This is a genomic window from Streptomyces fungicidicus, assembly GCF_003665435.1.
Taxonomy (GTDB): Bacteria; Actinomycetota; Actinomycetes; order Streptomycetales; family Streptomycetaceae; genus Streptomyces; species Streptomyces fungicidicus.
Genome location: NZ_CP023408.1, coordinates 677,074 through 701,909, shown reverse-complemented (window position 1 = coordinate 701,909; position 24,836 = coordinate 677,074). Strand labels below are relative to the sequence as shown.

The window sequence follows — 24,836 nt, the reverse complement described above, 5'->3', positions numbered from 1 at the left end:
GGCTGCCCCGTGCCACCGAATCTGGATCGGTTGCCGGCGAAGCTGGACCGACGGCCGTTTGTGACAGCGAAGATGGATCGCCGCAGGTCAGGGCCGAGGCGTCGCTACTCGCGGAGATCGTGGGCGATGCAGCGCCTCACCGGCGAGGATGATCCCGTGGTTGCTTCGGGAACGGCAGAGCACCGGGCCGCCGCTTCGAGGTTCATGCAGCACGCCAGCCTGCGGCAGTCCGTCTTCGGCAGCGATCCAGGTTGAGCGTCACAGATCACAGGCCGAGGGGGGCGAAGCCCGGTGTTGGGCCCGCAAGTTCGATAACGTTAAGTAATTGTTCGACTACGCAATCGGTAGGGTGGGTCGCCGGCATTCCCAAGTGATGGAGACCCCCATGAAGGTCTACAAGGACGTTTTCAGCGGCGATGAGTTGCTGTCCGACTCGTTCCCGATCAAGGAGGACGGCATCTGTTACGTGGTCGAGGGCAAGCACTCCACCCGTGCAGCCGGTTTGCTCGACATCGGTGGCACGGACGGCGAGGAGGCCGATTCGATCGGCCATACGGTGCTCAATGTTGCCGAGGCGCACCGCCTCGTCGCGACGACGTACGAGAAGAAGAACTACACCGGCCACATCAAGGCGTACCTGAAGCGGATCACGGAGCGCCTGCCCGCGGACGAGCGGATCGCCTGGCAGCAGCAGGCACAGGAGCGGATCGAGCAGGTCCTTGCCGACTTCGACAGCTACCAGTTCTTCACCGGGGAGAGCATGGACCCCGAGGCCATGGTCGTCCTCATGAGGACCGGCAAGGACGGCAAGACCCCGTTCCTCTACTACATTCGCCACGGGCTCAGGGCCGAGGCGTACTGACACCTCGACCTGCGTTCCTGCCGCGCCTCCGACGTGCGAACACGTGCGGACCGGGCGCTCATCGCGGCCAAACAGCCTGGCTGTTGGCCATCTCGGGCTGAATCTGGATCGCTGCCGAAGACGGACTGCCGCAGGCTGGCGTGCTGCATGAACCTCGAAGCGGCGGTTCGGTGCTCTGCCGTTCCCGAAGCAACCACGGGATCATCCTGGCCGGTGAGGCGCTGCATCGCCCACGATCTCCGCGAGTAGCGACGCCTCGGCCCTGACCTGCGGCGATCCATCTTCGCTGTCACAAACGGCCGTCGGTCCAGCTTCGCCGGCAATCGATCCAGATTCGCTGTCACAGGACACGGGCGTGGTGGGGGTGGACGCCCCCCGGGCGGGGTGGAGTGGGGCGGCGGCAGCAGGTGGCGGCGGCGCAAAAGTCTGACCATTTAGCTCGATCGGGGGTTATAGGTCCAATTCCTATGAAGGGCTTACGGAATCGCCTGGATGATCTTGGCCGAGGTGCCTTCCGGCCTGGGGCACGTTCCGGTCCCGGGTCGTCTTCCGCCGATTCTGGAGGATCCATGCGACATCTGTCTCCCGCCTGCGCACGCGAGTTCTGGCCGTAGGACTCGCGCTGGCGACGTCCGCGCTCGTGCCCTCGGGCTCCGCCGGTGTGGCTGACCAGTATCAGTGGGCCGCGCTGGGCGACTCGTACACGGCCGGCGGCTTCGTCGGGGAGCCGCAGACCGCGCTCGGCGACTCGTCGCGCGACGGCTGTGACCGCACCAGCGACGCCTATCCGGGTGTCGTCGAGCGGGAGCTGGAGGAGTTCCCGCCGGGCAAGTCCGTCCAGCTGACCAACGTCAGCTGCAGCAACGCCACCATCGCCGACATCGTCGAGACCAGGCAGATGCCCGTCAGCCCGGTCCAGCCCCCCGCCGAGGGGTGGTCCGCGGTGGACACGCAGATCAAGCGGGCCAAGCTGAGCGAGCAGACCGACATCGTCACCATCGGCGTCGGCGGTAACAGCCTGCCGTTCGGAGGCATGCTCCTCAAGTGCCTGCAACTGGGCGCGATCCCCGGCCAGACCTGCCAGGAGTACTACACCAACCCGCCCGAGGGCGAGGAGAGCATCCAGGACAGGCTCGGCCGGGTCCAGGACGAGTACATCCAGATGCTGGCCAACGTGCACGAGGCCGCGCCCAACGCCCAGGTGATCACGGTCGGCTACCCGGCCGTCCTGCCCGAGGAAGGCAGCACCTGCAACCGCCCCGCCCTGACCGAGCTGGGCTCGATCAAGCACACCGACGTCGATTGGCTGCGCGAGAACGCTCTCAAGCAGCTGAACAGCACGATCCAGCGGGCCGCGCAGTTCTTCGGCGACCGCTACGTCGACGTGTACTCCTCCAGCGTCGGCCACGACGCCTGCCAGCCCGCCGACACCAAGTGGGTCGAGGGCATCTGCGGCGACGCCGAGGACTACTGGCCCTCCAGCCTCCCCGGCACCCTCCTGAACTGCGGCCTCATCAACAAGCGCGTCACCCTGGTACACCCCAACGCCCAGGGACACGCCAACACCGCCGCCCACGTCGAGCGCGCCATCCGCATCGCCCTCCTCGAACGCTGACCGCCACACCACTGCGACGATCCTGGGCCCCGGCGCTCCGTGAACGCGGCGCCCGGGGCGTTCCGGCCGCCCGGTAAAAGGAGCATCGCTCCTCGGCGGCCGGGCACTTCCAGCCGCTCGTCCCCGAGCCCCCGAGGCGCGATCAGGCTCCGCGACCTGGTCGACCCGATGCTCGCTTCCCCGCCTCTACCAGAGAGGAGGTACCCCGCGCGCGTCCCGCCGATCACAGCCACTCACCGGTGACCGCGATGAGCACGGTCGCTTCGTAGCGGACCGCGAGCTTGTCGTACCGGGTTGCGACAGCCCGGTTTCTCTTGAGGCGGTTGATCCCGCATTCGACCGCGTGACGCTCGCGGTAATCGGCCGGGTCGAAGCGCGGGGGCCGGCCACCGCAGGAGCCGAGCTTCTTGCGATTCCGCGTCTGGTCGGCCTTGTCGGGGATGGTGCAGCGGATCCCTCGACGGCGCAGGTAAGCGCGGTTCTTACGGGAGGCGTACGCCCTGTCAGCACGCACCCGAACAGGGCGGACGCGTGGCCGGCCTGGCCCAACGCATGGCACGCGGACCTTCTCCAGTACAGCTTCGAACTGAGGCGAGTCCCCGCGCTGCCCGGCTGTGATGACGACCGACATAGGCGTTTGCCTCTGCTCAACGGCCAAATGGAGCCCGGCGACTCCTTCTGCAGGTCGCCCCGCTTGCGGGCACCGGCCGCGTGCTGATGCCGCATCGGCCAGCGACTGGAGCTGGGTGAGGATCCGATGCCAGACGCCGGCACGCTGCCAGCGCCGAAAAAGGTCATAGACCCGGCCCCACGGACCGTACTCGACTGGCACGTCCCGCCATGGCACACCGGTACGGACCCGAAACCGTATGCCGTCGATCAGCTGCCGCCGAGGCCAGACTGGCGGTCGCCCCGCCTTCGTCCCCGTTGGCAGCAGCGGCTCCAGCGCCGCCCACTGCCCGTCCGTGAGATCTCCTCGCGCCATGAACTGTGATCATTCACAGTCCAAGATCCACTTTCGATACACGGCCTAGGGCGAGGGGGTCGGCCGAGGCACCTGCGGGCTCGTGGCCGCGGGAGGCGGGGACTCGGCCGGCACGGGTGAGGCCGGTACGGGTGTGGTCGCCGGAGTGGGCGTGTGCGCCGGAGTGGGCGTGTGCGACGGGCTGCTCACCGGTGGCGGGGCGAGGGGGACCGTCGGCGCCGCCGGCTCACCGGGGGCCGCCGACCGCAGAGGGAGGGCGACGAGGACGGCGACGGCGCACGTCAGCCCGGCGCCGGCCGCGGCGCGAACCAGCCGGCGGCGCACCGCGCGGCGCCGGATCGCCTCGTACCGTCCCGGAGGCGGACCGAGGTAGTCGTCGCCGGGCCGCAGGATGACGGCGAGGGGATCGTCCGGTTCGAACTCCGGGCCCTCGTCAGCGTGTGTGATCAAGACTTCTCCTCAGGTGGGCGCGGAGCAGCTCGCGGGCCGCGTGGAGGTCGGCCTTGACGGTTCCTTCCTTGCGTCCGGTCACCGCGGACACCTCCCGGATCGGCATGTCGGCGTAGTAGTGCAGCAGGATCGGGACGCGCAGCCGTTCCGGCAGCGACTGCACGAGCAGCCGTACGGACGGGTCGGACTGTTCGGTGTGCGGGCGGACGGCCGTCTCGGTGGTGACGCGGCGCACGGCCTTGCGCTCGCGCTCCAGTGTGCGCCAGTGATCCCTGACGAGGTTGGCCGCGGTGACGTAGAGGAAGCCGCGCGGCTCCGCCACCGACGTCCAGCGGGCCCACAGGCGGGTGAACGCCTCGGAGGCGATCTCGTGGGCCGTCTCGTCGTCGTCGACGAGACGGCGGCACCAGCCGGCGAGGCGGGGGTACAGAGCGGCGAAGAGTTCGGACGCTGCCTGCTGTCGGGACCGTTTCAATGCTCTCCATGGTCGGGGCCGCACCGGGGCGCGCGGTCGTGCGGGGCACGGGCCCGGGGCGGCCGGCACGAGGGCCGGCCGGCCCGGGACCCGGTGGCGGATCAGGGTCCCGCGGAGGGCGGCACCGCGAAGACGATCACGTTGTCGCGGTAGCCGTCGCCGGTGCGCGGGCCACCGCACGTGATCAGCCGCAGTTCCGGACGGCCGGTCCTCCCGTAGACCTCGTCCGTCGGGAAGTCCGCCTTGGCGACCCTCCGGACGGAGTCGACGGCGAACTCCGCCGCGGTGCCGTTCTCCAGGCGTGCCACGATCCGGTCGCCCCGGCGCAGGCGTGCCAGATGACGGAAGACACCGTCCCCGTACGGCCCGACCGTGACATGGCCGAGGATCACCGACGGGCCGTCCTGGCCGGGCGCCGGTGAGTGCCGGTACCAGCCCGCCCGGTCGTGTGCCGTCACCGGTGGCACCTGGACGGTGCGGTCCGGGGCCAGCCCGAGGCGGATGACGGGGGTGTCGACGCCGATGGCCGGTATCTCCAGTCGGACCGGAACCCCAGGGCCCGGCACGCGCGCCCGGCCGGCGGAGGGACGCGGGTCCGGCGTCGTCGTCCGCCCGGGCTCTCCGGACGGGGAACGGCCGGTCCCGTGACCGGCGCCGCAACCGGCGAGGAGGGCGGCCGTCAACGCGGTGACGAGGGCGCGCCTGGAGACCGGTCTCATCGTGCGGTCGTCCGCCGGCGGCGTACGAGGAGGACCGCCGCGCCTCCGGCCGCGAGCGCCGCCGCGGCGCCGCCGCCGACCAGGGCGCCACCGGCTCCGGGCTCAGCCGCGGCGGGGGCGACGCCGGTGTCGGGCGCGCCACTCGGGACGACGGTGACCTCGCCGGGTGCCGCCGTCGTGGCCGGTGTGCCGCCCTCGGCCGGGACCGGGCTCTGGTACGCGGTCTCGGCCGGCACCGGGCTCGCGTCGGCCGTCTCGGCCGGGACCGGCGACGCGCTGGGGGCCGCCGTGGTGGCGGGGACGGGTGACGGCCCGTCGGCGAAGGCGGGCACTGTGCTCGCCAGCACGGCGGTGCACGCAAGCGCGGTGGCGCTGAGGACGGTTCGGCGCATGGATCGCTCTCTTTCGTCGGTCGGCCCGCACGGTCGACCCGGCGGGCTGGGTCATGGATCGTGCGAAGAGACGGGAGAGCGGTGGCACGGGTTGTAAAGGGAAGGCAAAGCCCCGTCGGGCCGGCCGGGGAGCGCGTTCCCTGCGGTCAGGCGTCCTCGACCGTCACGGTGACGGGTGTGCCGGTCTCGACCGTGCGGCTGACCGTGCAGAGCCGGTCGTGCGACGCCTTGACCGCGCGGGGAAGGATCGCGCGGGCACGGTCCGCGCCCTCGCCGTCCGGGAAGGTGACGCCGAAGGTGACCGTGAGGCCGGTCATGCGGTTGCCCAGCTCGTCGCTGATCCTGTCGCCCGTGACCGAGACGGAGAACCGCGCGGGTTCGGCGTGCCGGCCGGTGGCCGCGTCGACGTCGGCGGCCGTGCAGCCCCCGATCGCGGCCAGCAGCAGTTCGACCGGGGTGAAGCCGCCGCCCCGGTCGTCACCGGAAGCGGTACTGAACCGGATCGTGCCGCCGCGGGCGTTGGTGGCGACGAAGTGGCCGGGGCCGGTGCGGTCGATGACGACGGAACGCCGGGAGTCTTCGCTCATACGCCGACAGTAGCGCCGCGGCCCGCCGCGCCGGCCGAGGAGACCGCCATGCTCCTGTTTGAGGGGAACGGAACGCCGGAGAGGTGCTGCGAGTGGTCGCCCCGCTCCCCCTTCGCCACCGTGATCCCGTATCCGGAGAAATGCGCGCTCAACTCCAGCAGGACGGGCGGGACCTGCGGTGCGGGCAGTACTCGGGAGCGCCCCGCGCTTATTAGGGCGGCATGTGGGAACTCCGGGGTGAGCAGCGTCCTCCTGTCGTCCCCGGCAGGCGGGATGCCGGGCCCGGGCGACCGGCACGGATGTCCGTCCGCCACCACTGGGAGAGTCGTAGTGAGCGTTCGCATCGGCGTGGAGGAGGAGTTCCACCTCGTGCACGTGGAGACCGGTCTGCCGGAACCACGTGCCGACAGTGTGCTCGAAGGACTTCCCGGCGACCTCTTCACGACCGAGCTGCAACAGGCGGCCGTGGAGTCCAACAGCGGGGTGCACACGTCCCTGGACGATCTGTACGCCGACCTGACCGGCGCCAGAAGGAGGCTTGACGCGGCCGCCGCCGCCCACGGGCTGGCCGTGGTGGCCGCGGGCACCGTGCCGCTGCCGCGCCCCGGCGGTGTGCCGCCCACCGCCGGTGCCCGCTACCGCCGCATGGTCGACGAGTACCGCAAGGTCGCCGACGAGCAGCTGATCTGCGGCGCCCACGTCCACGTCGACGTCCCCGACCGCAACACCGCGGTACGGGTCATGTGCGAGGTGTCACCGTGGCTGCCCGCGCTGCTGGCCCTGTCCGCGAGCTCCCCGTTCTGGCTGGGCGGCGACACCGGATACGCGAGCTGGCGCACGATGCTGTGGCAGCGCTGGCCCACCGCGGGACCGGCCGGATGCTTCGCGGACGCCGCCGAGTACGACGGGGCCGTGCGCGGCCTCATCGACTCCGGGGTCATCAGCGACGCGGGGATGATCTACTACGACGTCCGGCCCTCCGACCACCAGCGGACCCTCGAACTGCGCATCTCCGACTCCTGCCCGCGCGCCGAGACGGTGGTGCTCATCGCGGGGCTCTTCCGGGCCCTGGTGTCCGAGGCGCGCCGGCGGCTGGAGGCCCGGCCGTCCGCGCGGTGCGGGACCCGGCACGAGTGGCTGCGCGCCGCCGCCTGGCGGGCGGCCAGGTCCGGCCTCGAAGGGGGCCTGGTGGACCCCCGCACCTGCCGTGAGTCGCCGGCGGCCGACGTCGTGCGCGGCCTCCTGGACAAGGTGCGCCCGGAGCTCGGGGCGCACGGGGACTGGGGGACCGTCCGGACACTCGCCGAGGAGGCCCTGGCGGAGGGCAGCGCCGCCCGCCGGATCCGCCGCACCGCCCACGGCGAGGACCTGCGGGCCTGCACGGATCTGCTGATGGCCGAGACCCGGGGCGGCGGCCGCGGGCACCGGCGGCTCACCGGGCCCACCGCCATGGACTTCCCGCCCGGCCGGGTGGGCGCGAAGGACTCCCGTACCCGTCCGGCCAGGGTGCCCGGACGCTGAGAAGGAGTCGTGCCCCGCCCACCGGGTCACAGGGACGGATGCCCTCCGGGCTCCCTCCCGCACCTGTCCCCGTTCCGAAGGAGAAGAAGACCCATGGCCACCAGCCCGCACCGGGTTCCGACCGGCGGGCCCGCGCGCGCACCCCGTGCGCGGACCGCCGACGCGCAGGGGGGAGGTGGCGCCCGATGTGCGGTCTGAGCGGGGAAATACGCTTCGACGGCGGGCGGCCCGACATCGCGGCCGTACGGCGCATGAGCGACCGGCTCGCCGCCCGCGGTCCCGACGGACACGGGATCTGGGCGAGGGACGCCGTGGCGCTGGCGCATCAGCGACTGAAGATCATCGACCTCTCCGGCCTGGGCGCCCAGCCCATGACGGACGCCGAGCAGGAGGTCACCGGCGTCTTCAACGGCTGCGTCTACAACTACCGGGACCTGCGCGAGGAACTGCGGGGCCTCGGCCACCGTTTCCGGTCCACCTCCGACACCGAGGTCATCCTCAAGGCGTACCGGCAGTGGGGCACCGCCTGCGTGGACCGCTTCCACGGCATGTTCGCCTTCGCCCTCGTCGAGCACCGCACCGGCCGGCTCGTCCTGGGCCGCGACCGGCTCGGGATCAAGCCGCTGTACCTGGCGCGTACCCCCGGGCGGCTGCGCTTCGCCTCCTCCCTTCCGGCTCTGCTCGCGGCCGGGGACGTCGACACCTCGCTGGATCCCGCGGCCGTCCACCAGTACCTCAGCTGGCACGCGACCGTGGCGGCGCCCCGCACCGTGCTGGCCGGGGTGCGCAAGCTCCCTCCCGCCACCGTGCGCGTGGTCGAACCGGACGGCAGCCACCGGGACCGCCACTACTGGCAGCCGTCGTACACACGCCGCCCCGAGTACGCGGACATGGGTCCGAGCGAGTGGCGGGACGCGGTCCTCGACGCGCTGCGCACCGCGGTGCGGCGGCGGATGGTCGCGGACGTGCCCGTGGGCGTCCTGCTGTCGGGCGGCCTGGACTCCAGTCTGATCGTGGCCCTGCTGGCCGACGAGGGACAGCGGGACCTGGCGACGTTCAGCGTCGGGTTCGCGTCGGAGGGCGGCGAGGAGGGGGACGAGTTCCGGTACTCGGACCTGATCGCCGGGGAGTTCGCCACCGACCACCACCGGCTGACGGTTCCTTCCGCGCGCGTGTCGACGGCCCTGGAGGGGGCGGTCGCGGCAATGAGCGAGCCGATGACCAGCCATGACGCGGTCGCCTTCCATCTGCTGTCCCAGGAGGTGGCGAAGCATGTGAAGGTCGTCCAGAGCGGTCAGGGCGCCGACGAGGTGTTCGCCGGCTACCACTGGTATCCGCGGCTGGCCTCGGTCGCCCGGGAGCGGGAACCCGACCGGTACGCCGAGACGTACTTCGACCGGCCGCACGCCGATCTCACCCGGATGCTGCAGCCCGACATGCGCGCGCCGGAGGACGTCTCCGGCCGCTTCGTCCGGGAGCACATGGCCGTACCGGGCGCGGAGACCGCGCTGGACGCCGCACTGCGGCTGGACACGCACGTCATGCTCGTGGACGACCCGGTGAAACGGGTCGACAACATGACCATGGACTGGGGCCTGGAGGCCCGGGTGCCGTTCCTGGACCACGAGCTGGTGGAGCTGGCCGCCGCCTGCCCGCCGGATCTCAAGCTGGCCGACGGCGGCAAGGGCGTGCTCAAGGAGGCCGGCCGCAAACTGCTGCCGCAGGACGTGGTCGACCGCCCGAAGGGCTACTTCCCGGTCCCCGCCATCACCCATATGGCCGGGCCCGTCCTGGAGCGGGTCCGAGAGGCGCTCCGCGCTCCGGAGGCGAGACGTCGCGGCCTGTTCGACGAGTCCTGTGTCGCCGGACTGCTGAAGGCGCCCGGCGCCCACCGAACGAACCGCGGGGCGAACGCCCTGTGGCAAGTGGCCCTGTTGGAGATATGGCTTCAGACACACGGAATCTGACCGACGCGCGCGCCCCGTACGGAGCGGACGGCGCCGGTGCGGCGGCCGCCGCACCGGCAGCCACTCCCGAGCGGGTACGGGGCCCCGGCCCGGCGGCCCGGGAAGCGGACGAGCGCGGTTCGCCGCACGCCGCCCCCTCCCGGGTGGCCCTGCCCGACGCCGCCGGACCGCGTGACGTCAGGGCGCGGCTCACCGCGCACGGCTGCTGGTACCCCTCGGCCGACCCGGCCGGGGCGCGGGTGGCGTTCATCTGCGACCGAGGGGGTGTGCCCCAGTTGTGGGCCGGTCCGGTCGACGGGGCCGGGGTACGGCTGCTCGACTCCGGACCGGACCCCGTCCGGGAGGTGTCCTGGTCGCCCGACGGCCGCTGGATCGCCTACACGACGGCCCCCGGCGGCGGCGAGCACCAGCGGGTGCTGTGCGTGCGCCCCGACGGCACCGGCCGCCACGTCCTGGCGGGTGCGGAGCCCGGCACCTCGGCCTACCTGGGCTGCTGGGCGCACGACGGTTCGGCCGTCGCGGTCACGGTGGCCGTCCCGACCGCCCCCGCCGCGCCGCCCGCGGCGCAGGACACCGCAGGGCTCCCGGACGATGCCGGGGCGCCGGCCGCCGGCCGGCCGGGCCGGGAGGGCGGGGCCGTACTCCTCGGCGCGCCGGGGGTCACCGGCGGCGAGCGGGGCGCCGCGCCCCCCGCCGGCGCTGACGGGATCGCGGCGTCCGGTGGTCCGGGGCACGGCCGGACGTACCCCCGGGCGGACTTCGGCGACGGCCTGTCCGCCTATCTGATCGATCCCGACGGGCCGGCCGCGCCCGTCCTGCTGGCCTCCGAGTCGGACGCCGCGACGCTGCGGGTGTGCGATCTGAGCCGCGACGGCCGGCTCGCGCTGCTGCGCCGCGGCCCGCGCGGACGGCGCGAGGCGGTGGTCGTCCGCACCGCAGACCACGCCACCACCTGGGTCGTGCCGGTGGCCGACGGCGATCCGTGGATCGGCAGGTTCTCGCCCCGGGCGGACACCGTCTGGCTGCGGAGCGACGCCGGCCGTGAGTTCGCGGCGCTCACCGCCGCCTCCCTCGACGGCGGGGGACGGCCGCAGGGGTGGACCGTCGCGGCGGAGCGGGAGGGCCGCGACCTGGAGCTGCTGCGTTTCGCGCGGGACGGCCGGACCGCCGTACTGGCGTGGAACGTCCGCGGCGCGAGCGACCTGGAAGTCGTCGACACCTTCCCGCCCGGTGCCGACGGGGCCGTCACCGGGCCGCCGCGTTCGGTGCCCCTGCCGCACGAGGTCGTCACCCGGATCGCGCCGGCCGGCCGGGCGGGACTGGTGCTGGCCCTCTCCGGCTCCCAGCGCCGCCCCGGCGTGTGGTGGCTCTCCGGGGGCGTGTCGCTGCTGCGCACCCCGTGGTCGTCGAGGGACGAGGACGCCGTACCCCCCGGCCCGCCGCCCGTGCGTCCCGTCGCGCTGCGGCCCACCGCGCGGGACGGTCTGCCCCTGAGCGGCTGGTACTACCGTGCGCCGGGCCGGGGTCCCGCGGAGCCGGCCCCGTGCGTGATCCATCTGCACGGCGGCCCGGAGGAACAGGAGCGGCCGGTCTTCAACCCGCTCTACCACGAGATCCTGCGCAGAGGGCTCGACGTCTTCGCGCCCGACGTCCGCGGTTCGTCCGGCCATGGGCGGTCGTTCGTCGACGCCGACCTGGGCACGGGCCGGTTCGCCGCCCTCGACGACGTGGCGGACTGCGCCGGGCACGCGGTGCTGGCCGGCCCGGCCGATCCGTCACGGCTGGCCGTCATGGGCCGCTCGTACGGCGGCTATCTCACCTTCGCGTCGCTGGTCCGGCACCCCGACCTGTTCCGTACCGGGGTGGCGGTCTGCGGGATGTCGGACTTCGCGACCTTCTTCGAGGGCACCGAGCCGTGGATCGCGCAGTCCGCGGCGCACAAGTACGGTCACCCCGAACGCGACCGCGAACTGCTGCGCTCCCTCTCCCCCATGAACCGGATCGACGCGCTGCGCGTACCGGTGCTCGCGGTGCACGGGGAGCACGACACCAATGTCCCGCCGCGCGAGTCGGAGCAGTTCGTCAGGGCCGCGCGCGAGCGTGGCCGCACCGCCGAGCTGCTCACCCTGCGCGACGAGGGGCACGACTTCCTGCGCGCGGAGAACAGGCGGCTGTTCCGCCGTGCCGCCGCGGACTGGCTGGAGCGGCATCTGAACGGCTGAACGGCCGGGGCGCGGGCCCTCGCGTCACTCGCTATCCGCCGGGGCTGATGAGGAGCAGGGCGATGTCGTCGCCGGGTGCGGGGGCGTGCTGGACGAGACAGTCGGCCATGGCGTCGAGGTCGTCCGGGCTCTCGTGCTCCAGGAGCCCGGCGAGGGCCTCCATGGCGTCCTCGATGTCGACCCCGGGTGCCTCCACGAGGCCGTCCGTGAAGAGGGCGAGCACACAGCCGGGCGGCAGCCGGAACTGCAGCTCCGGGTAGCGCGTGTCCGGTTCGACGCCGAGCAGCAGCCCGGGGCGGACGCGCAGGAGTTCGGTGCGTCCGCCGGGATGGCGCAGCAGGGGCGGCGGATGGCCCGCGACGGCCACGCACGCCTGGTGCGTGGCCAGGTCGAGGTGGACGTAGGCGCAGCTGGTGAAGCGTCCGAGGTCGAGGTCGGTGAGCAGGCGGTTGGTGCCGGCGAGGACGTCGCTGGGCGACGCGCCCGCGGCGGCGTGGGCGTGGACGGCGGTGCGCACCTGCCCCATGAGGGCCGCGGCGTCCACGTCGTGCCCCTGGACGTCGCCGATCGCGGCGCCCGCGGTCCGTCCGCCGAGGCGGACGAGGTCGTAGAAGTCGCCGCCGATGCCCAGGCCCCGGGCGGCCGGCAGATAACGGGCGGCGACCCTCAGGCCCGGGATCCTGGGCAGGGCGCGCGGCAGGAGGGAAGTCTGCAGGCGGTGGGCGAGGCGGTCCTTGGCGTCGTAGAGCCGGGCGCGGTCCAGGGCCTGCCCGACCAGGCCGGCCAGGGACGTCAGCACGGCGCGTTCGCCGGGCGGGAAGGTGTGCGGCCGTGCGTAGGCCAGCATCAGGGAGCCGATGGGGCGGCCGGACGCGATCAGCGGCAGAAAGGCCCAGGAGGCCATCCCGTCCTCGTGCACCATGGCCGGGTAGACACGCCGGAGGTCGGCGAAGGTGGTGAAGAAGTCCGGGACGCCGGTGGTGAGGACCCGGCTGCCGGGAACGGCCGCACTCAGCGGCATGGCGTCGTAGCGCTCCACGAGTGCGTCGCGGTAGCCCTGGTGGCCGAGGACCCTCAGCCGCCCGTCCTCGCCGGTCATCACCACCATGGCCTGCGCGCCGAGCGCGGGCAGCAACTGGTCGGCGGTCCGTTCCACGACGTCGTGCACACCGGCGGTCTCGGTCAGGGTGGCGGCCAGATGCATCAGCTGGTAGAGCAGCGGGGCACGGCTGGGGCCCGCGGCGGTCGGTTCGGGCAGCGCGACGAGGGGGTCCTCGGCCGGGTGGCCCGGCATGACGCGGACGCTGACGCCGGAGAGGTCCGGGTAGAGCTCGAACGCCAGCCAGGTGTCCGGGGGGCGCAGCACGGTGAACGCCTGGGGCCGACGGCTGATCATCGCCGCGCGGTAGCGGTCCTCGACCTGGGGGACGTCCATCCAGGGCAACGCTTCCCAGGGCAGGGCGCCCAGCAGGCCGGCCTCGTCGGCGCCGAGGAGAGCGGCGGCGGCCGGTGTGACGTAGGTGATGCGGCCGTTCACGTCCAGGGCGCAGCATCCGCCCGGCAGGCGGTCGACGAAGGCGGCGGCCGCGGCGGCCTCGGCGCGGGAGTGGTCCCGCCCGGCGGACGGCGGCAGGGTGCGCGGCCGTCCGGGAGGCAGCAGCGGTTCGCCCCGGTCGGCGGCCCGTCGCAGGGCACCGCCCAGACGCCGGCAGCCCCGCACGACGGCGTCGCGCTCGTGGGCGCTCGGCTGCGCCTCCCGGTTCCCGTGCCACAGCAGCACCAGTCCGCCGTGGAGCTCCGGGCCGGAGGTGACGGGCGCCGCCGACAGCGCGAACTCGTACGGCAGGACGAGCGCGGGGCGTGGGTAGCGGCGTGCCATCTCCTCCTGGGTGGCGATCCAGACCAGGTTCCGCTCCCGCACGGCGTCGGCGACCGGGATGGGATCGGTCAGGGCGACCCGGCTCCACGGAGCCGCGAACTCGTACGGGACCCCGGTCACCGTCACCAGCCACAGCGCGTTCCCGCCGGGGGGCAGCACGTACAGCAGCCCGGCGAAGGCGCCGCTCTCCCGCACCACGGCGTTCATCGCGGCGTCCATCAGGCGTCCTCTCGGAACCGCGGCGGCACCCCGGTTCCCGGCTGCCGAACGTCGCCCATAAACGGACACTACGCCGAACTCTCCGGGGTGGCATCCAGATACCGGCGAGCGGTGGCGGGACACCGGCCGCGCCGCACGCGCGACGGCCGGCGGACCCGCCTACGCTCGCACACGAGGAGCACGGGGGCACACCGCGAACGAGGGAACGAGGTGGGCGGCGGTGGCCGAGGAGAGCGTGCTGCACCCGGGGCTCATCGTCCCGGTCGGACACGTCGAGCCGGTGCCCAGGCGGGTCCGGGGGACGATCGGCGGCCGCGTCGTCTTCGACACCCGGCGCGCCCTGTACGTGTGGGAGCGGCGCGCCTACCCGCAGTTCAGCATCCCGCTCGGGGACCTGGCCGAGGGGGTGCTGACGGCTGAGGACCACGTCGAGCAGCGGGGCGCGGGGCCCGCGCGGCGGCACTCCCTGCGGGTCGGCCCGGATGTCCGCGAGGGTGCGGCGTGGGTCTGGGAGGACGGCGCTCCGGAGGCCCTGCACGGCACCGTGCGTTTCGTGTGGGCGGCGCTGGACTCCTGGTTCGAGGAGGACGAGCCGGTCTTCGTCCACCCGAGGAGCCCCTACGCGCGGGTGGACGCGCTGCGCTCGTCCAGCGGTGTGCGGGTGGAGCTGGACGGAGTCGTGCTGGCGGACGCGCCGCACTGCGTGAAGCTGTTCGAGACGGGTCTGCCGACCCGCTACTACCTCGACCGCGCGCACGTAGACCTGACCCGGCTGCGCCGCTCGGACACGGTGACCCGCTGCCCGTACAAGGGGACGACCAGCGGCTACTGGTCGTTCGACGGCGATGCCGGCACCCAGGAGGACATCGCCTGGGCGTACGACTTCCCGACGGTCCAGGCGCACCCCGTCGCGGGCATGGTGGCGTTCTTCAACGAGCGCGTCGACCTCCACGTCGACGGCACCCCGCTGCCCCGGCCCGCGGTGCGGGCCGACGGGTGACTCCGGGACCGGGCACGGGAGGCGGACCGCTCAGGTCTCCGCGGGTTTCCGTCCCCAGGCGGTGAGCAGGCCGGCGGAGAGCGCCGCGCACGCGTCGGAGTCCAGGTAGCGGATCGCCGCGTCGACGGCCGCGTCGTCGACCAGCCCGGTGGCCAGCATCGCCTCCCGGCTCCGCTCCCAGGTGTCCACCCAGAAGCGGCTGATGGGGCTGCCGGGCTGCAGCGGCGGCACATGGATCTCGGCGGCGACGGGCGCGAGCCCCGCGTCGCGCAGCAGGCGGGGGCAGGACGGCACCCAGGTGACATCGGTGCCGATGGCGTCCCGGAGCCCCTGCCACATCGCCCGCATCACGCGGGCGTACGGGTTGTCGGGCGCCCGGTCGCTGGTCAGGTCCACGGCGTCGCCGAGCACGAGCACACCGCCCGGTTCGACGAGTCCGGCCAGTGCCGTGACGAGCCGGAGGCGTTCGGGCAGGTGCATCAGCACGAAGCGCGCGTGGACCAGCCGGAAGCGGCCGGGGTCGAAGTCCGGGGCGGTGACGTCTGCCTCCAGCACGTCGAGTCCCGGCACGGGCCGCCCGGTGAGGAAGCGCACGTCGCGGTCGACGGCGAGCACGCTCGTCACGCCGGCCTCGTCCAGCAGCCGGCGGGAGACCGTGCCCGTGCCGGCGCCCACGTCGAGGCAGCGCCACCCGGGGCCGGCCCCGAGTGCCCGCAGCCGCGCCAGGGTGATGTCGTCGTAGGCGAGCGCGCCCAGGTCGACGCGCCCGCCCTCGTCGGGCTGCCCGGGCCGGAAGACCGCCTCGCCGTAGCGGCCGCTGCCCGGGGCGTCGCCGCGGCCGGCCGCGTTCACGTCGCCGGCCCGGTGCGCGGGGTGCCTTCGTCGATGTGTGCCATGGCCGGTCCTCTCGCGATGCGGTGGGGGGCGCCGGGCGGTGCCTGCCGAGGAGGCGACTGCCGGCCCCTCGATCCTCGGGCCGCCGGCCGGCCGCGCGGCCGAGGCACGCCGCGGGAGTGCGCCGACGGGCGGCCGGTAGACTCGACGCCTGTGGCGGATACCCAGTACGAAGACCTGTTGCAGCTGGTGCTCACCTCCGGAACGGCCAAGGCCGACCGCACGGGCACCGGTACCCGAAGTGTCTTCGGACACCAGCTGCGTTATGACCTGTCGCAGGGGTTTCCGCTGGTCACGACCAAGAAGGTGCACCTCAAGTCCATCGTCTACGAACTGCTGTGGTTCCTGCGCGGCGACTCGAACGTCCGCTGGCTCCAGGAGCACGGCGTCACCATCTGGGACGAGTGGGCCGACGACAACGGTGACCTCGGCCCGGTCTACGGGGCGCAGTGGCGCTCCTGGCCGACCCCGGACGGCAGGCACATCGACCAGATCGAAGAGGTCCTCGGCACGCTGCGCCGCGATCCGGACTCCCGCCGGATGATCGTGTCCGCCTGGAACGTCTCCGAGCTGTCGAAGATGGCGCTCGCCCCCTGCCACGCCTTCTTCCAGTTCTACGTCGCCGACGGCAGGCTCTCCTGCCAGCTGTACCAGCGCAGCGCCGACCTGTTCCTCGGTGTGCCGTTCAACATCGCCAGCTACGCCCTGCTCACCCACATGGTGGCGCAGCAGTCGGGTCTCGAACCGGGCGACTTCATCTGGACCGGCGGGGACTGCCACATCTACGACAACCACGTCGCGCAGGTGACCGAGCAGCTCTCGCGCACGCCGTTCGCGTTCCCGGCGCTGGAGCTGCGCCGCGCCGACTCGCTCTTCGACTACTCCTACTCCGACGTCCAGGTGGCCGGCTACCGGCACCACCCGGCCATCAAGGCCCCGGTGGCGGTGTGAACGTCGGGCTGGTCTGGGCGCAGACCCCCGACGGTGTGATCGGGGCGGGCAACGCGATCCCGTGGCGGCTCCCGGAGGACATGGCGCACTTCAAGGCCGTCACCCTCGGGCATCCCGTGGTGATGGGGCGCAGGACGTGGGACTCCCTTCCGCCGCGGTTCCGTCCCCTGCCCGGCCGGCGCAACATCGTGGTGACGCGCGATCCGGGGTGGGCGGCCGAGGGCGCCGTGCGCGCCGGGTCCGTCGCCGAGGCGCTGGAACTGGCGTCCCGGACGCCGGAGCCGGCGGCGCCCGCCGGCACGGCCTGGGTGATCGGCGGCGGCGAGATCTACCGTGCCGCCCTGCCGTACGCCACCACGCTCTCCGTGACCGAGGTCGACACGCCGGTGAGCGGCGACACCTACGCCCCCGTGCCGGACGCGGAATGGAAGGTCGCCGAGGACTCGGGCCCGCGGATCTCCACGTCCGGCCTGCGTTACCGGATCCGCCGATACACACGGTGACCGGCCCGGCGACGGTCCGGCGCGCGCCCGGTGGCGTTTCCGCCGGGACGCGGCACAACCATTCGCGCGGCCCGCGGGTCACACCGGTGAGGAGCAATCGCTCCAAGAGTCGCAAGGGGGAAATATGAGATTCACCCGTTCCGTCTTGACCGCCTCCGCGTTGGCCGCCCTGTCCGTGGGTGCCACGACCGCCCTGGCCGCTCCGGCCTCGGCCGCACCCAACACCACCCCGCAGAAGGTCTGCGGAAGCGGCTACAAGACCGTGAACTCGGCGGCCGTCGGATCCCTCGGCACCGTCTACCTGACGTACAACTCCACCAACGGCCGCAACTGCGTCACGACCATCCGCAACAACCCGGGCACCGCCCTGGACATGTCCGCGTGGATCTACGTCCCCGACACCGAGGCGGGCGACCAGGACGACGGACGCTTCACCTCGTACGCGGGACCGACCTACGTCTACGGCAAGGGCCACTGCGTCGACTGGGGCGGCGGCATCAACAACGTGTACGTCCAGGTCTACGGCTCCAACTGCGCGGCGCTGAAGGAGCACCGGGTCACCTTCACCCGCTGAGCAGCGCCTCCTGAAAGCCCCGGCGGGGAGTGGACGACTCCCCGCCGGGGACTGCCGGGAGACGTCCGGTTCAGGGGAACCGGGTGGCGCCGTGAAGGTTGAGATCATGCACCGCGGGGACCGTTCAGCCACGCGTCCGGGCCGCCACCGCGCCACTCCACCATCGCGGACCCGCGCAGCCAGTCGTCGTCGGCGTCCTCCAGCCCGGCCAGACGCAGGAACTCCACCACGTCCAGCAGCCCGTACGCCATCCCGAGGAAGCGCACGCCCGCGCGGACGCGCCGGCCGCCGTCCTCACCGGGCGGGTAGATCACGACGGGCCGCTCGTTCGTCATGTCCCCAGCGTGCGGTGGGCGGCATCCGCCCGCACCCCGGCCGCGCCCCGCGCGCATCGCCGCAGGACGAGCCGGCCCACGGCCGCGCCGACCGCGTACCAGAGGAGGTCGGGGGCGTTGAAGGTGGAACCGAGGACCAGACGGGCGACGGTGCTCCGCCGGGAGAGCTCCGCCGGCAGACCGGTGAGCTGTGAGAACTCCACGGCCCAGCTGACGGCCAGGGCGACCGCCGCGGCCCGCGACGGTGTCAGCCGTGGCGCGACCACGACGGCCAAAGCGACGAGGAGCAGGGTGTACAGGGCGTCCCCGCCGTACTTGGCCACGTCTCCCGACGCCGTGGCCCTCAGGCCCAGTCCCGCGCCGACGGTCAGCAGGGCGGCCACCGCGGCCGCGAGACGGGTCCGCGCCGTGTCCCCGCCCGCGCGGGTCATGAATCCGAAGAGGTACGCCATGAGGCGTTTCTATCGCGAGCCGGGAGGGACGCGACGGGCCGGTAGCATGTTCCGCATGGCACGAGGCATCTGGTCGCAGAAGGTCCGCTCCGCCCGCTGACGGCGGCGCCCTTCCTGCTGAATCCGCGCTCGCCGTCCCGGTTCCCGCCGGGCGGCCGTTCCGTGCTGCCCGGCTCCACTGCGAGCTGCGGAGCACCCGTTGAACCTCACCCCGGCCCCCGAAACCCCGTCCGCCCACGCCGGTGCGGGCGGCAGCGCCCACGTCCGCGCCGAGAACGTCATCGTCAGCCGTGGATCCCGGCGAGTCCTGAACGACGTCTCGGTCACCGTCTCCGCCCGGTCCAGGATCGCCGTCGTCGGCGAGAACGGCCGCGGCAAGACGACGCTGCTGCACGTCCTCGCCGGACTGGTCGTGCCCGACGAGGGCGCCGTGCACCGCACGGGCACGGTCGGCCTGGCCCGTCAGGAACTGTCCGCGGCCGGCGGTGAGACGGTCGGCGCCCTGACCTCCCGGGCGCTCGCCCCGTCCCGCACGGCCCTCGCCGCGCTCGACGAGGCGTCCGCCGCCATGGCCGGTGGCGACCCCGCCGCCGGGGACCGCTACGCCGCCGCGCTCGACGCCGCCACCCGGCTCGACGCCTGGGACGCCGAACGCCGCGTCGACGTGGCCCTCGGCGCCCTCGGCGCCTGCGCCGACCGGGAACGCCCCCTGTCGACGCTGTCGGTCGGGCAGCGCTACCGCGTCCGGCTGGCCTGCCTGCTCGGCGCGTGGCACGACGTGCTGCTGCTCGACGAGCCGACCAACCACCTCGACGCCGGCGGGCTGGAGTTCCTGACCCGCAGGCTGCGCGAGCACGAGGGGGGTCTCGTCGTCGTAAGCCACGACCGGGCGCTGCTGCGCGACGTCGCGGACCGGTTCGTCGACCTCGACCCGGCGCGCGACGGAAGGCCGCGCCACTACGCGGGCGGCTACGACGCCTGGCAGCACGCGCGGCGCCGGGAGCGGGAGCGCTGGGAGCAGGACCACGCGCAGCAGCTGACGGAGCGCCGGCGGCTGGAGGACGCGGTGGCGAAGGCCCGTGACCGGCTCTCCACCGGCTGGCGGCCGGAGAAGGGGACCGGCAGGCACCAGCGCCAGTCCCGGGCGGCGGGCGTCGTCCAGGCCTTCGGCCGGCAGCGGGAAGCGCTGGAGGCGCACCGGGTCGACGTTCCGGCCCCGCCGCCGGTGCTGCGGTGGCCCGAACCGGATGTCCGGCCGGGTGCGCCGCAGCTGCGGGCGCACGGAGTCGCCGTCCGCGGACGGCTGTCCGGACCGGTGGACCTCACCCTCGACGGGGGCGACCGGCTGCTCGTCACCGGGCCCAACGGCGCGGGCAAGTCCACGCTGCTGGGGGTGCTGGCCGGCGCCCTCGAGCCCACGGAGGGGCACGTCCGGACGGCGAGCGGGGCGCGGGTCGTCCGGATCACCCAGGAGACCGCCGGGCAGGACCCCGGGCTCGGCGCGCGCGAGGTGTACGACCGGCACGTCGGGCGGCTGGTGGCCCAGGGGGTGCTCCGGGACGCCGAGGCCGTGCCGCTCGGTTCCCTGGGCCTGCTGGACCCCGACGCCGCGGGCACGCCGGTCGGGCGGATGTCGCAGGGGCAGCGGCGCCGTCTCGACCTGGCGCTGGCGCTGTCCGGGAGGCCCACGCTGGTCCTGCTCGACGAGCCGACCAACCATCTGTCGGCGCCGCTGGTCGACGAGTTGACCGCGGCGGTCCGCGGCACCGGCGCCGCCGTGGTCGTCGCGACCCACGACCGTCAGCTCCTGCGGGACCTGGCGGACTGGCCGCACCTGCGGCTGGACGGCACGAGTGGTGACGGCACGGCGGGGTGACGGCACGGCGCGGCAGCCGCGGCGGGAGCCGTAAGATCTAGTGATCTCCTGGGGGTGGTCATGGGCAGGCAGCGTCCCGGCTCACCGACGCTGGAGGAGGTGGCCGCGCTCGCCGGTGTCGGGCGGGGCACCGTCTCCCGTGTCATCAACAACGCGGCGGGCGTGAAGGATTCGACGCGCCGTGCCGTGCAGCGCGCCATCGCCGAACTGGGGTACGTGCCCAATCTGGCCGCCCGTTCGCTGGCGGGGCGGCGTGCCGACGCCGTCGCGCTGGTCATGACCGAGCCGGACTGGCGGCAGTTCGGCGAGCCGTTCTTCTCGGAGATCGTCCGCGCCGTCGGCGACGCGCTGACCGACACCAAGGTGCAGCTGCTGCTCACCCTGGTGCGCACGGACGCCGAGCGGCGGCGCCTCGTCGAGTACGCGCGCGGCGGCCGGGTCGACGGCGTCATGCTGATGTCCGTGCACGCCGAGGACGCGCTGCCCGACATGCTGGCCGAGGTGGGACTGCCCACCGTCCTGCTCGGGCGGCGCTCGGGCGACGAAGGCGTGACCTACGTCGACGCGGACAACGCGGGCGGGGCCCGCAGCGCGGTGGCGCACCTGCTGGGCACCGGCCGCCGCGCGATCGCGACCATCACCGGGCCGCTCGACATGTACGTGGCCCAGTGCCGGCTGCGCGGGTACCGCGAGGCGCTGGAACGGGCGGGCGCCGCGGCCAGGCCCTCCTGGACGGCCGAGGGCGACTTCTCGGCGGACAGCGGGCACCGGGCGATGACCGAACTCGTCGAACGGGCCCCGGAGATCGACGCCGTGTTCGCCGCGTCCGACACCATGGCCGCCGGCGCGCTCAACGCCCTGCGGGCGGCGGGGCGCCGGGTACCGGAGGACGTCGCGGTGATCGGCTTCGACGACTTCCCGCTCGCCCAGCACACCGATCCGAAGCTGACGACGGTCCGTCAGCCGCTGGAGGAGATCGGCCGGACGATGGTGCGGCTGCTCCTGGAGGAGATGGAGGAGCCCGCCATGGCCTGGCGGCACGTCATCCTCCGCACGGAACTGGTGCTGCGCGGCTCCGCCTGACTCCTCCGGTGTTCCCCGTCCCACGCACCACGGGGTCACCGAATGTTTCGGGAGCGCTCCCGACACGGGTCCCCCCTTTCGGATCAACGCACTGACCAGCGGCTTCGAAACAGGTTCGACAGTTTCTCGCGCACAGCCTTGTCAGGGACATGTGCGGCTTCTACAGTCCCGTCCCGAACACCATTGGGAGCGCTCCCATCATTTGGGGAGAAGGGGGCGCTCCCGCCGGTCGCCCCCGCACCCTCTTGGAGAGGTCCCCCCATGCGACGGTTACCGCACCGACTCCGGGCCCCGCGCGGCCTGTCAGCTGCGCTGCTCACCGTTCTCGCCGTGGTCGCGGCGCTGATGACCGCGACGCCTCCGGCACAGGCCGACACCACGATCTGCGAAACGTACGGATCGACCACCATCCAGGGGCGCTACGTCGTCCAGAACAACCGCTGGGGCAGCAGCGCCACCCAGTGCGTCACCGCCACGGACACCGGCTTCCGCCTCACCCGGGCCGACGGTTCGGTACCGACCAACGGCGCCCCGAAGTCGTACCCGTCCGTCTTCAACGGCTGCCACTACACCAACTGTTCGCCGGGCACCGCCCTCCCCGCGCGGATCAGCTCGATCTCCGGCGCGCCGAGCAGCATCTCGTACGGCTACGTCAGCGACGCCGTGTACAACGCCTCGTACGACATCTGGCTGGACCCGACGCCCCGTACCGACGGGGTGAACCGGACCGAGATCATGATCTGGCTGAACAAGGTGGGCCCGATCCAGCCGATCGGCTCCCAGGTCGGCACGGCCACCGTGGCCGGGCGCAGCTGGCAGGTGTGGTCGGGCGGGAACGGCACCAACGACGTGCTGTCGTTCGTCGCCCCGTCCGCGATCAGCAGCTGGAGCTTCGACGTCATGGACTTCGTCCGCGAGACCGTCGCGCGCGGAATGGCGGGCAGCGACTGGTACCTGACGAGCGTCCAGGCCGGCTTCGAACCCTGGCAGAACGGCGCGGGACTCGCGGTGAACTCCTTCTCGTCCACGATCAACACCGGCGGCACCCCCGGCGGTCCCGGCGAGCCCGGAGGCCCCGCGGCGTGCACGGTGTCGTACGCCACGAACGTCTGGCAGGACGGTTTCACCGCGAACGTCACCGTGCGGAACGAGGGTTCGTCCGCCGTCGACGACTGGGACCTCGCCTTCACCCTGCCCTCGGGGCAGCGTGTCACCCACGCCTGGAACGCGTCCGTCGCCCCCTCCTCGGGCGCGGTCACTGCGAGCGCGCTGAGCAGCAACGCGCGGATCGCGCCCGGCGGAAGCCAGAGCTTCGGCTTCCAGGGAAGCTACAGCGGCGCCTTCGCACAGCCGGCCGGCTTCAGCCTCAACGGCACCGCCTGCAGGACCGCCTGACGCGGCCGGCTGCCTCCCGTTCCCCCCGCCCGTCCGGTCGGCACGTCTCCCCGGACGGGCGGGGACTCCACTCCCCCGTCCCTCCCACCCCCACACACGGCACAGGAGACCCCATGGCCTTACGACGCAGACTCGTCTCCCTGGCGGCAGTCCTCGCCACCCTCCTCGGAGGTCTCGGCCTGAGCTTCCTCTGGCAGAACGACGCGCAGGCGCACGGCGTGGCGATGATGCCCGGCTCGCGCACCTACCTCTGCCAGCTGGACGCCATCACCGGAACCGGCGCACTCGACCCGACCAATCCGGCGTGCCGCAACGCGCTGAACCAGAGCGGCGCGTCGGCCCTGTACAACTGGTTCGCCGTCCTCGACTCCCAGGCCGCCGGGCGGGGCGCCGGATACGTGCCGGACGGCACACTGTGCAGCGCCGGCGACCGGTCCCCGTACGACTTCTCCGCGTACAACGCGGCTCGGGCGGACTGGCCCCGGACGCACCTGACGTCCGGAGCGACGGTCAAGGTGCAGTACAGCAACTGGGCCGCCCACCCCGGTGACTTCCGGGTCTACGTCACCAAGCCCGGCTGGTCGCCCACGTCCCGGCTGGGCTGGTCCGACCTGGACCTCGTCCAGACCGTGACCAACCCGCCCCAGCAGGGCTCGCCCGGCACCAACGGGGGCCACTACTACTGGGACCTGAAGCTGCCCTCCGGTCGCAGCGGGGACGCGCTGATCTTCATGCAGTGGGTGCGTTCGGACAGCCAGGAGAACTTCTTCTCCTGCTCGGACGTCGTCTTCGACGGCGGCAACGGCGAGGTGACGGGCATCCGCGGCTCGGGCGGCACGCCCACCCCGGGCCCGACGCCGGATCCGACCGATCCCCCGGACCACACCGGTTCCTGCATGGCCGTCTACAACGTGGTGAACTCCTGGAACGGTGGCTTCCAGGGCTCCGTCGAGGTGATGAACCACGGGACGTCGCCGCTCGACGGCTGGGCCGTGCGCTGGAAGCCCGGCTCCGGTACCACGATCGGCGGCGCGTGGAACGGCTCCCTGTCCACCGCTTCGGACGGCACGGTGACGGTGCGCAACGTCGATCACAACCGTGTGATCAAACCCGACGGCAGCGTGACGTTCGGCTTCACGGCCACGTCGTCCGGGAACGACTTCCCGGTGGGCACGATCGGCTGCGTGGCACCCTAGCGCCGGCGGAAATTCCCTGTCGGGACCGCCCCGGAAGGGCGCAGACTGCTGCCATGGCGGACATGGACTCCTTCCGGGACGCGGTCACCGCGTGGGCGGCCGGCGGCCCCGGCGGTCCGGCGCGCGAGCTGGCGGCGCGGCTCGACGTCCGGACGGTGGTGCTGCTCGAAGGGCTGAGCGACGCCGCGGCGGTCGGCGCGCTGGCCGCGGGACGCGGCAGGGACCTGGCGGCCGAGGGAATCTGCGTCATGCCGATGGGAGGCGCGATGAACGTCGGGCACTTCGCCCGTGTGCTCGGGCCGCCCGGCCTGGACCTCCGCCTCACGGGGCTGTGCGACGAGCGGGAGCGCGGCTTCTACGCCCGCGGGCTGGAGCGGGCCGGAGCCGGGCGGGCGGAGTTCTTCGTCTGCGCCGCGGACCTGGAGGACGAGCTCATCCGCGCGCTGGGTGTGACGCGGGTGGAGGAGCTCGTCCGGGCGCAGGGAGAATTGCGCCCCCTGCGGACCTTCCTCAGCCAGCCCGCGCAGCGGGACCGCACGCCTCAGCAGCAGCTGCGGCGGTTCCTCGGCACGAAGAAGGGCCGCAAGATCCACTACGGCCGGGTGCTCGTGGAGGCGCTCCGCCCCGAGTGTGTACCGGCGCCGCTCGAGGACCTGCTCGCCCGCCTCTGACCGGCGGGCGGGC

At 73.2% G+C, this 24,836-nt stretch carries 24 protein-coding genes; 14 read left to right on the top strand and 10 right to left on the bottom strand.

Going from position 1 to position 24,836, the window contains the following annotated elements:
• Window positions 1-385 precede the first annotated feature (385 nt).
• Window positions 386-862 (top strand): translationally-controlled tumor protein, encoded by a 477-nt coding sequence (locus CNQ36_RS33435; protein WP_163013464.1) that lies wholly within the window; start codon window positions 386-388, stop codon window positions 860-862.
• A gap of 661 nt (window positions 863-1,523) precedes the next feature.
• Complete coding sequence (locus tag CNQ36_RS33430; protein WP_240659529.1) at window positions 1,524-2,477, top strand: SGNH/GDSL hydrolase family protein; 954 nt, start codon at window positions 1,524-1,526, stop codon at window positions 2,475-2,477.
• A gap of 223 nt (window positions 2,478-2,700) precedes the next feature.
• Here CNQ36_RS33430 and CNQ36_RS33425 read toward each other — a convergent pair whose 3' ends face one another.
• The 6 genes from CNQ36_RS33425 to CNQ36_RS33400 form a co-directional block, all read right to left on the bottom strand.
• Window positions 2,701-3,462, bottom strand: a complete 762-nt coding sequence (locus CNQ36_RS33425; RefSeq protein WP_121549462.1) for an IS5 family transposase — start codon at window positions 3,460-3,462, stop codon at window positions 2,701-2,703.
• A gap of 45 nt (window positions 3,463-3,507) precedes the next feature.
• Complete coding sequence (locus CNQ36_RS33420) at window positions 3,508-3,912, bottom strand: hypothetical protein (RefSeq protein WP_240659527.1); 405 nt, start codon at window positions 3,910-3,912, stop codon at window positions 3,508-3,510.
• Window positions 3,896-4,387: an RNA polymerase sigma factor gene (locus tag CNQ36_RS33415; RefSeq protein ID WP_121549461.1), complete on the bottom strand. Its 492-nt coding sequence runs from the start codon at window positions 4,385-4,387 to the stop codon at window positions 3,896-3,898. Before CNQ36_RS33415 ends, CNQ36_RS33420 begins: the two co-directional genes overlap by 17 nt.
• 101 nt (window positions 4,388-4,488) lie before the next feature.
• Complete coding sequence (locus CNQ36_RS33410; RefSeq protein ID WP_121549460.1) at window positions 4,489-5,106, bottom strand: class F sortase; 618 nt, start codon at window positions 5,104-5,106, stop codon at window positions 4,489-4,491.
• Entirely contained in the window at window positions 5,103-5,498 is a 396-nt protein-coding gene (locus tag CNQ36_RS33405) for a hypothetical protein (protein ID WP_121549459.1), read from the bottom strand. Before CNQ36_RS33405 ends, CNQ36_RS33410 begins: the two co-directional genes overlap by 4 nt.
• Before the next feature lie 146 nt (window positions 5,499-5,644).
• A complete protein-coding gene (locus CNQ36_RS33400) occupies window positions 5,645-6,085 on the bottom strand; it encodes an OsmC family protein (RefSeq protein WP_121549458.1) in 441 nt (146 codons plus the stop codon).
• 330 nt (window positions 6,086-6,415) lie between these two features.
• Between CNQ36_RS33400 and CNQ36_RS33395 the strand changes: the two genes are divergently transcribed.
• From CNQ36_RS33395 to CNQ36_RS33385, 3 genes are all read left to right on the top strand, one after another.
• A complete protein-coding gene (locus CNQ36_RS33395) occupies window positions 6,416-7,606 on the top strand; it encodes a carboxylate-amine ligase (RefSeq protein ID WP_240659525.1) in 1,191 nt (396 codons plus the stop codon).
• 185 nt (window positions 7,607-7,791) lie between these two features.
• Window positions 7,792-9,573 (top strand): N-acetylglutaminylglutamine amidotransferase, encoded by a 1,782-nt coding sequence (locus tag CNQ36_RS33390; protein ID WP_004921346.1) that lies wholly within the window; start codon window positions 7,792-7,794, stop codon window positions 9,571-9,573.
• Window positions 9,549-11,795, top strand: coding sequence for a S9 family peptidase (locus tag CNQ36_RS33385; protein ID WP_240659523.1), 2,247 nt, complete (start codon window positions 9,549-9,551; stop codon window positions 11,793-11,795). Before CNQ36_RS33390 ends, CNQ36_RS33385 begins: the two co-directional genes overlap by 25 nt.
• A gap of 31 nt (window positions 11,796-11,826) precedes the next feature.
• Here the strand turns inward: CNQ36_RS33385 and CNQ36_RS33380 are convergent, their stop codons facing one another.
• Window positions 11,827-13,893: a SpoIIE family protein phosphatase gene (locus tag CNQ36_RS33380; protein ID WP_121549456.1), complete on the bottom strand. Its 2,067-nt coding sequence runs from the start codon at window positions 13,891-13,893 to the stop codon at window positions 11,827-11,829.
• 220 nt (window positions 13,894-14,113) lie between these two features.
• On the opposite strand from CNQ36_RS33380, the gene CNQ36_RS33375 reads away from it, so the two are divergent.
• Complete coding sequence (locus CNQ36_RS33375; protein WP_121549455.1) at window positions 14,114-14,893, top strand: DUF427 domain-containing protein; 780 nt, start codon at window positions 14,114-14,116, stop codon at window positions 14,891-14,893.
• A 30-nt stretch (window positions 14,894-14,923) separates the two neighbouring features.
• Here the strand turns inward: CNQ36_RS33375 and CNQ36_RS33370 are convergent, their stop codons facing one another.
• Window positions 14,924-15,745 (bottom strand): class I SAM-dependent methyltransferase, encoded by an 822-nt coding sequence (locus tag CNQ36_RS33370; RefSeq protein WP_121549454.1) that lies wholly within the window; start codon window positions 15,743-15,745, stop codon window positions 14,924-14,926.
• Window positions 15,746-15,940: 195 nt separating this feature from the next.
• Here CNQ36_RS33370 and CNQ36_RS33365 point away from each other — a divergent pair, with 195 nt between their 5' ends.
• The 3 genes from CNQ36_RS33365 to CNQ36_RS33355 all read left to right on the top strand — a co-directional run bounded on the left by CNQ36_RS33365 (window position 15,941) and on the right by CNQ36_RS33355 (window position 17,815).
• Window positions 15,941-16,738, top strand: coding sequence for a thymidylate synthase (locus CNQ36_RS33365; protein ID WP_004921356.1), 798 nt, complete (start codon window positions 15,941-15,943; stop codon window positions 16,736-16,738).
• Complete coding sequence (locus tag CNQ36_RS33360) at window positions 16,735-17,241, top strand: dihydrofolate reductase (RefSeq protein WP_004921359.1); 507 nt, start codon at window positions 16,735-16,737, stop codon at window positions 17,239-17,241. The genes CNQ36_RS33365 and CNQ36_RS33360 overlap by 4 nt, the downstream gene beginning before the upstream one ends.
• A 124-nt stretch (window positions 17,242-17,365) precedes the next feature.
• Entirely contained in the window at window positions 17,366-17,815 is a 450-nt protein-coding gene (locus tag CNQ36_RS33355) for a hypothetical protein (protein ID WP_004921361.1), read from the top strand.
• Window positions 17,816-17,919: 104 nt separating this feature from the next.
• On the opposite strand, the gene CNQ36_RS33350 is transcribed toward CNQ36_RS33355, so the two are convergent.
• Both CNQ36_RS33350 and CNQ36_RS33345 read right to left on the bottom strand, forming a co-directional pair.
• Complete coding sequence (locus CNQ36_RS33350; RefSeq protein ID WP_121549453.1) at window positions 17,920-18,150, bottom strand: hypothetical protein; 231 nt, start codon at window positions 18,148-18,150, stop codon at window positions 17,920-17,922.
• Window positions 18,147-18,602, bottom strand: a complete 456-nt coding sequence (locus CNQ36_RS33345; protein WP_121549452.1) for a ribosomal maturation YjgA family protein — start codon at window positions 18,600-18,602, stop codon at window positions 18,147-18,149. Before CNQ36_RS33345 ends, CNQ36_RS33350 begins: the two co-directional genes overlap by 4 nt.
• 199 nt (window positions 18,603-18,801) lie before the next feature.
• Here CNQ36_RS33345 and CNQ36_RS33340 point away from each other — a divergent pair, with 199 nt between their 5' ends.
• The 5 genes from CNQ36_RS33340 (at window position 18,802) to CNQ36_RS33320 (ending at window position 24,823) form a co-directional block, all read left to right on the top strand.
• Window positions 18,802-20,478 (top strand): ABC-F family ATP-binding cassette domain-containing protein, encoded by a 1,677-nt coding sequence (locus CNQ36_RS33340; RefSeq protein ID WP_121549451.1) that lies wholly within the window; start codon window positions 18,802-18,804, stop codon window positions 20,476-20,478.
• A 60-nt stretch (window positions 20,479-20,538) separates the two neighbouring features.
• Window positions 20,539-21,561, top strand: coding sequence for a LacI family DNA-binding transcriptional regulator (locus tag CNQ36_RS33335; RefSeq protein ID WP_121549450.1), 1,023 nt, complete (start codon window positions 20,539-20,541; stop codon window positions 21,559-21,561).
• Between the two features lie 261 nt (window positions 21,562-21,822).
• On the top strand, window positions 21,823-22,956 hold the full coding sequence (locus tag CNQ36_RS33330) for a glycoside hydrolase family 12 protein (RefSeq protein ID WP_121549449.1): 1,134 nt from the start codon (window positions 21,823-21,825) through the stop codon (window positions 22,954-22,956).
• A gap of 113 nt (window positions 22,957-23,069) precedes the next feature.
• Window positions 23,070-24,152 (top strand): lytic polysaccharide monooxygenase auxiliary activity family 9 protein, encoded by a 1,083-nt coding sequence (locus CNQ36_RS33325; RefSeq protein ID WP_004921375.1) that lies wholly within the window; start codon window positions 23,070-23,072, stop codon window positions 24,150-24,152.
• Between the two features lie 53 nt (window positions 24,153-24,205).
• Complete coding sequence (locus tag CNQ36_RS33320) at window positions 24,206-24,823, top strand: TOPRIM nucleotidyl transferase/hydrolase domain-containing protein (RefSeq protein WP_121549448.1); 618 nt, start codon at window positions 24,206-24,208, stop codon at window positions 24,821-24,823.
• Window positions 24,824-24,836: the final 13 nt, after the last annotated feature.

Bases quoted from the DNA above. Each gene is read 5' to 3' on its own strand.
- CNQ36_RS33425 (WP_121549462.1), bottom strand. From the start codon at position 3,462: ATGGCGCGAGGAGATCTCACGGACGGGCAGTGGGCGGCGCTGGAGCCG.
- CNQ36_RS33435 (WP_163013464.1), top strand. From the start codon at position 386: ATGAAGGTCTACAAGGACGTTTTCAGCGGCGATGAGTTGCTGTCCGAC.
- CNQ36_RS33350 (WP_121549453.1), bottom strand. From the start codon at position 18,150: ATGACGAACGAGCGGCCCGTCGTGATCTACCCGCCCGGTGAGGACGGC.
- CNQ36_RS33385 (WP_240659523.1), top strand. From the start codon at position 9,549: ATGGCTTCAGACACACGGAATCTGACCGACGCGCGCGCCCCGTACGGA.
- CNQ36_RS33320 (WP_121549448.1), top strand. From the start codon at position 24,206: ATGGCGGACATGGACTCCTTCCGGGACGCGGTCACCGCGTGGGCGGCC.
- CNQ36_RS33410 (WP_121549460.1), bottom strand. From the start codon at position 5,106: ATGAGACCGGTCTCCAGGCGCGCCCTCGTCACCGCGTTGACGGCCGCC.
- CNQ36_RS33330 (WP_121549449.1), top strand. From the start codon at position 21,823: ATGCGACGGTTACCGCACCGACTCCGGGCCCCGCGCGGCCTGTCAGCT.
- CNQ36_RS33335 (WP_121549450.1), top strand. From the start codon at position 20,539: ATGGGCAGGCAGCGTCCCGGCTCACCGACGCTGGAGGAGGTGGCCGCG.
- CNQ36_RS33390 (WP_004921346.1), top strand. From the start codon at position 7,792: ATGTGCGGTCTGAGCGGGGAAATACGCTTCGACGGCGGGCGGCCCGAC.
- CNQ36_RS33400 (WP_121549458.1), bottom strand. From the start codon at position 6,085: ATGAGCGAAGACTCCCGGCGTTCCGTCGTCATCGACCGCACCGGCCCC.
- CNQ36_RS33355 (WP_004921361.1), top strand. From the start codon at position 17,366: ATGAGATTCACCCGTTCCGTCTTGACCGCCTCCGCGTTGGCCGCCCTG.
- CNQ36_RS33325 (WP_004921375.1), top strand. From the start codon at position 23,070: ATGGCCTTACGACGCAGACTCGTCTCCCTGGCGGCAGTCCTCGCCACC.
- CNQ36_RS33345 (WP_121549452.1), bottom strand. From the start codon at position 18,602: ATGGCGTACCTCTTCGGATTCATGACCCGCGCGGGCGGGGACACGGCG.
- CNQ36_RS33380 (WP_121549456.1), bottom strand. From the start codon at position 13,893: ATGGACGCCGCGATGAACGCCGTGGTGCGGGAGAGCGGCGCCTTCGCC.
- CNQ36_RS33405 (WP_121549459.1), bottom strand. From the start codon at position 5,498: ATGCGCCGAACCGTCCTCAGCGCCACCGCGCTTGCGTGCACCGCCGTG.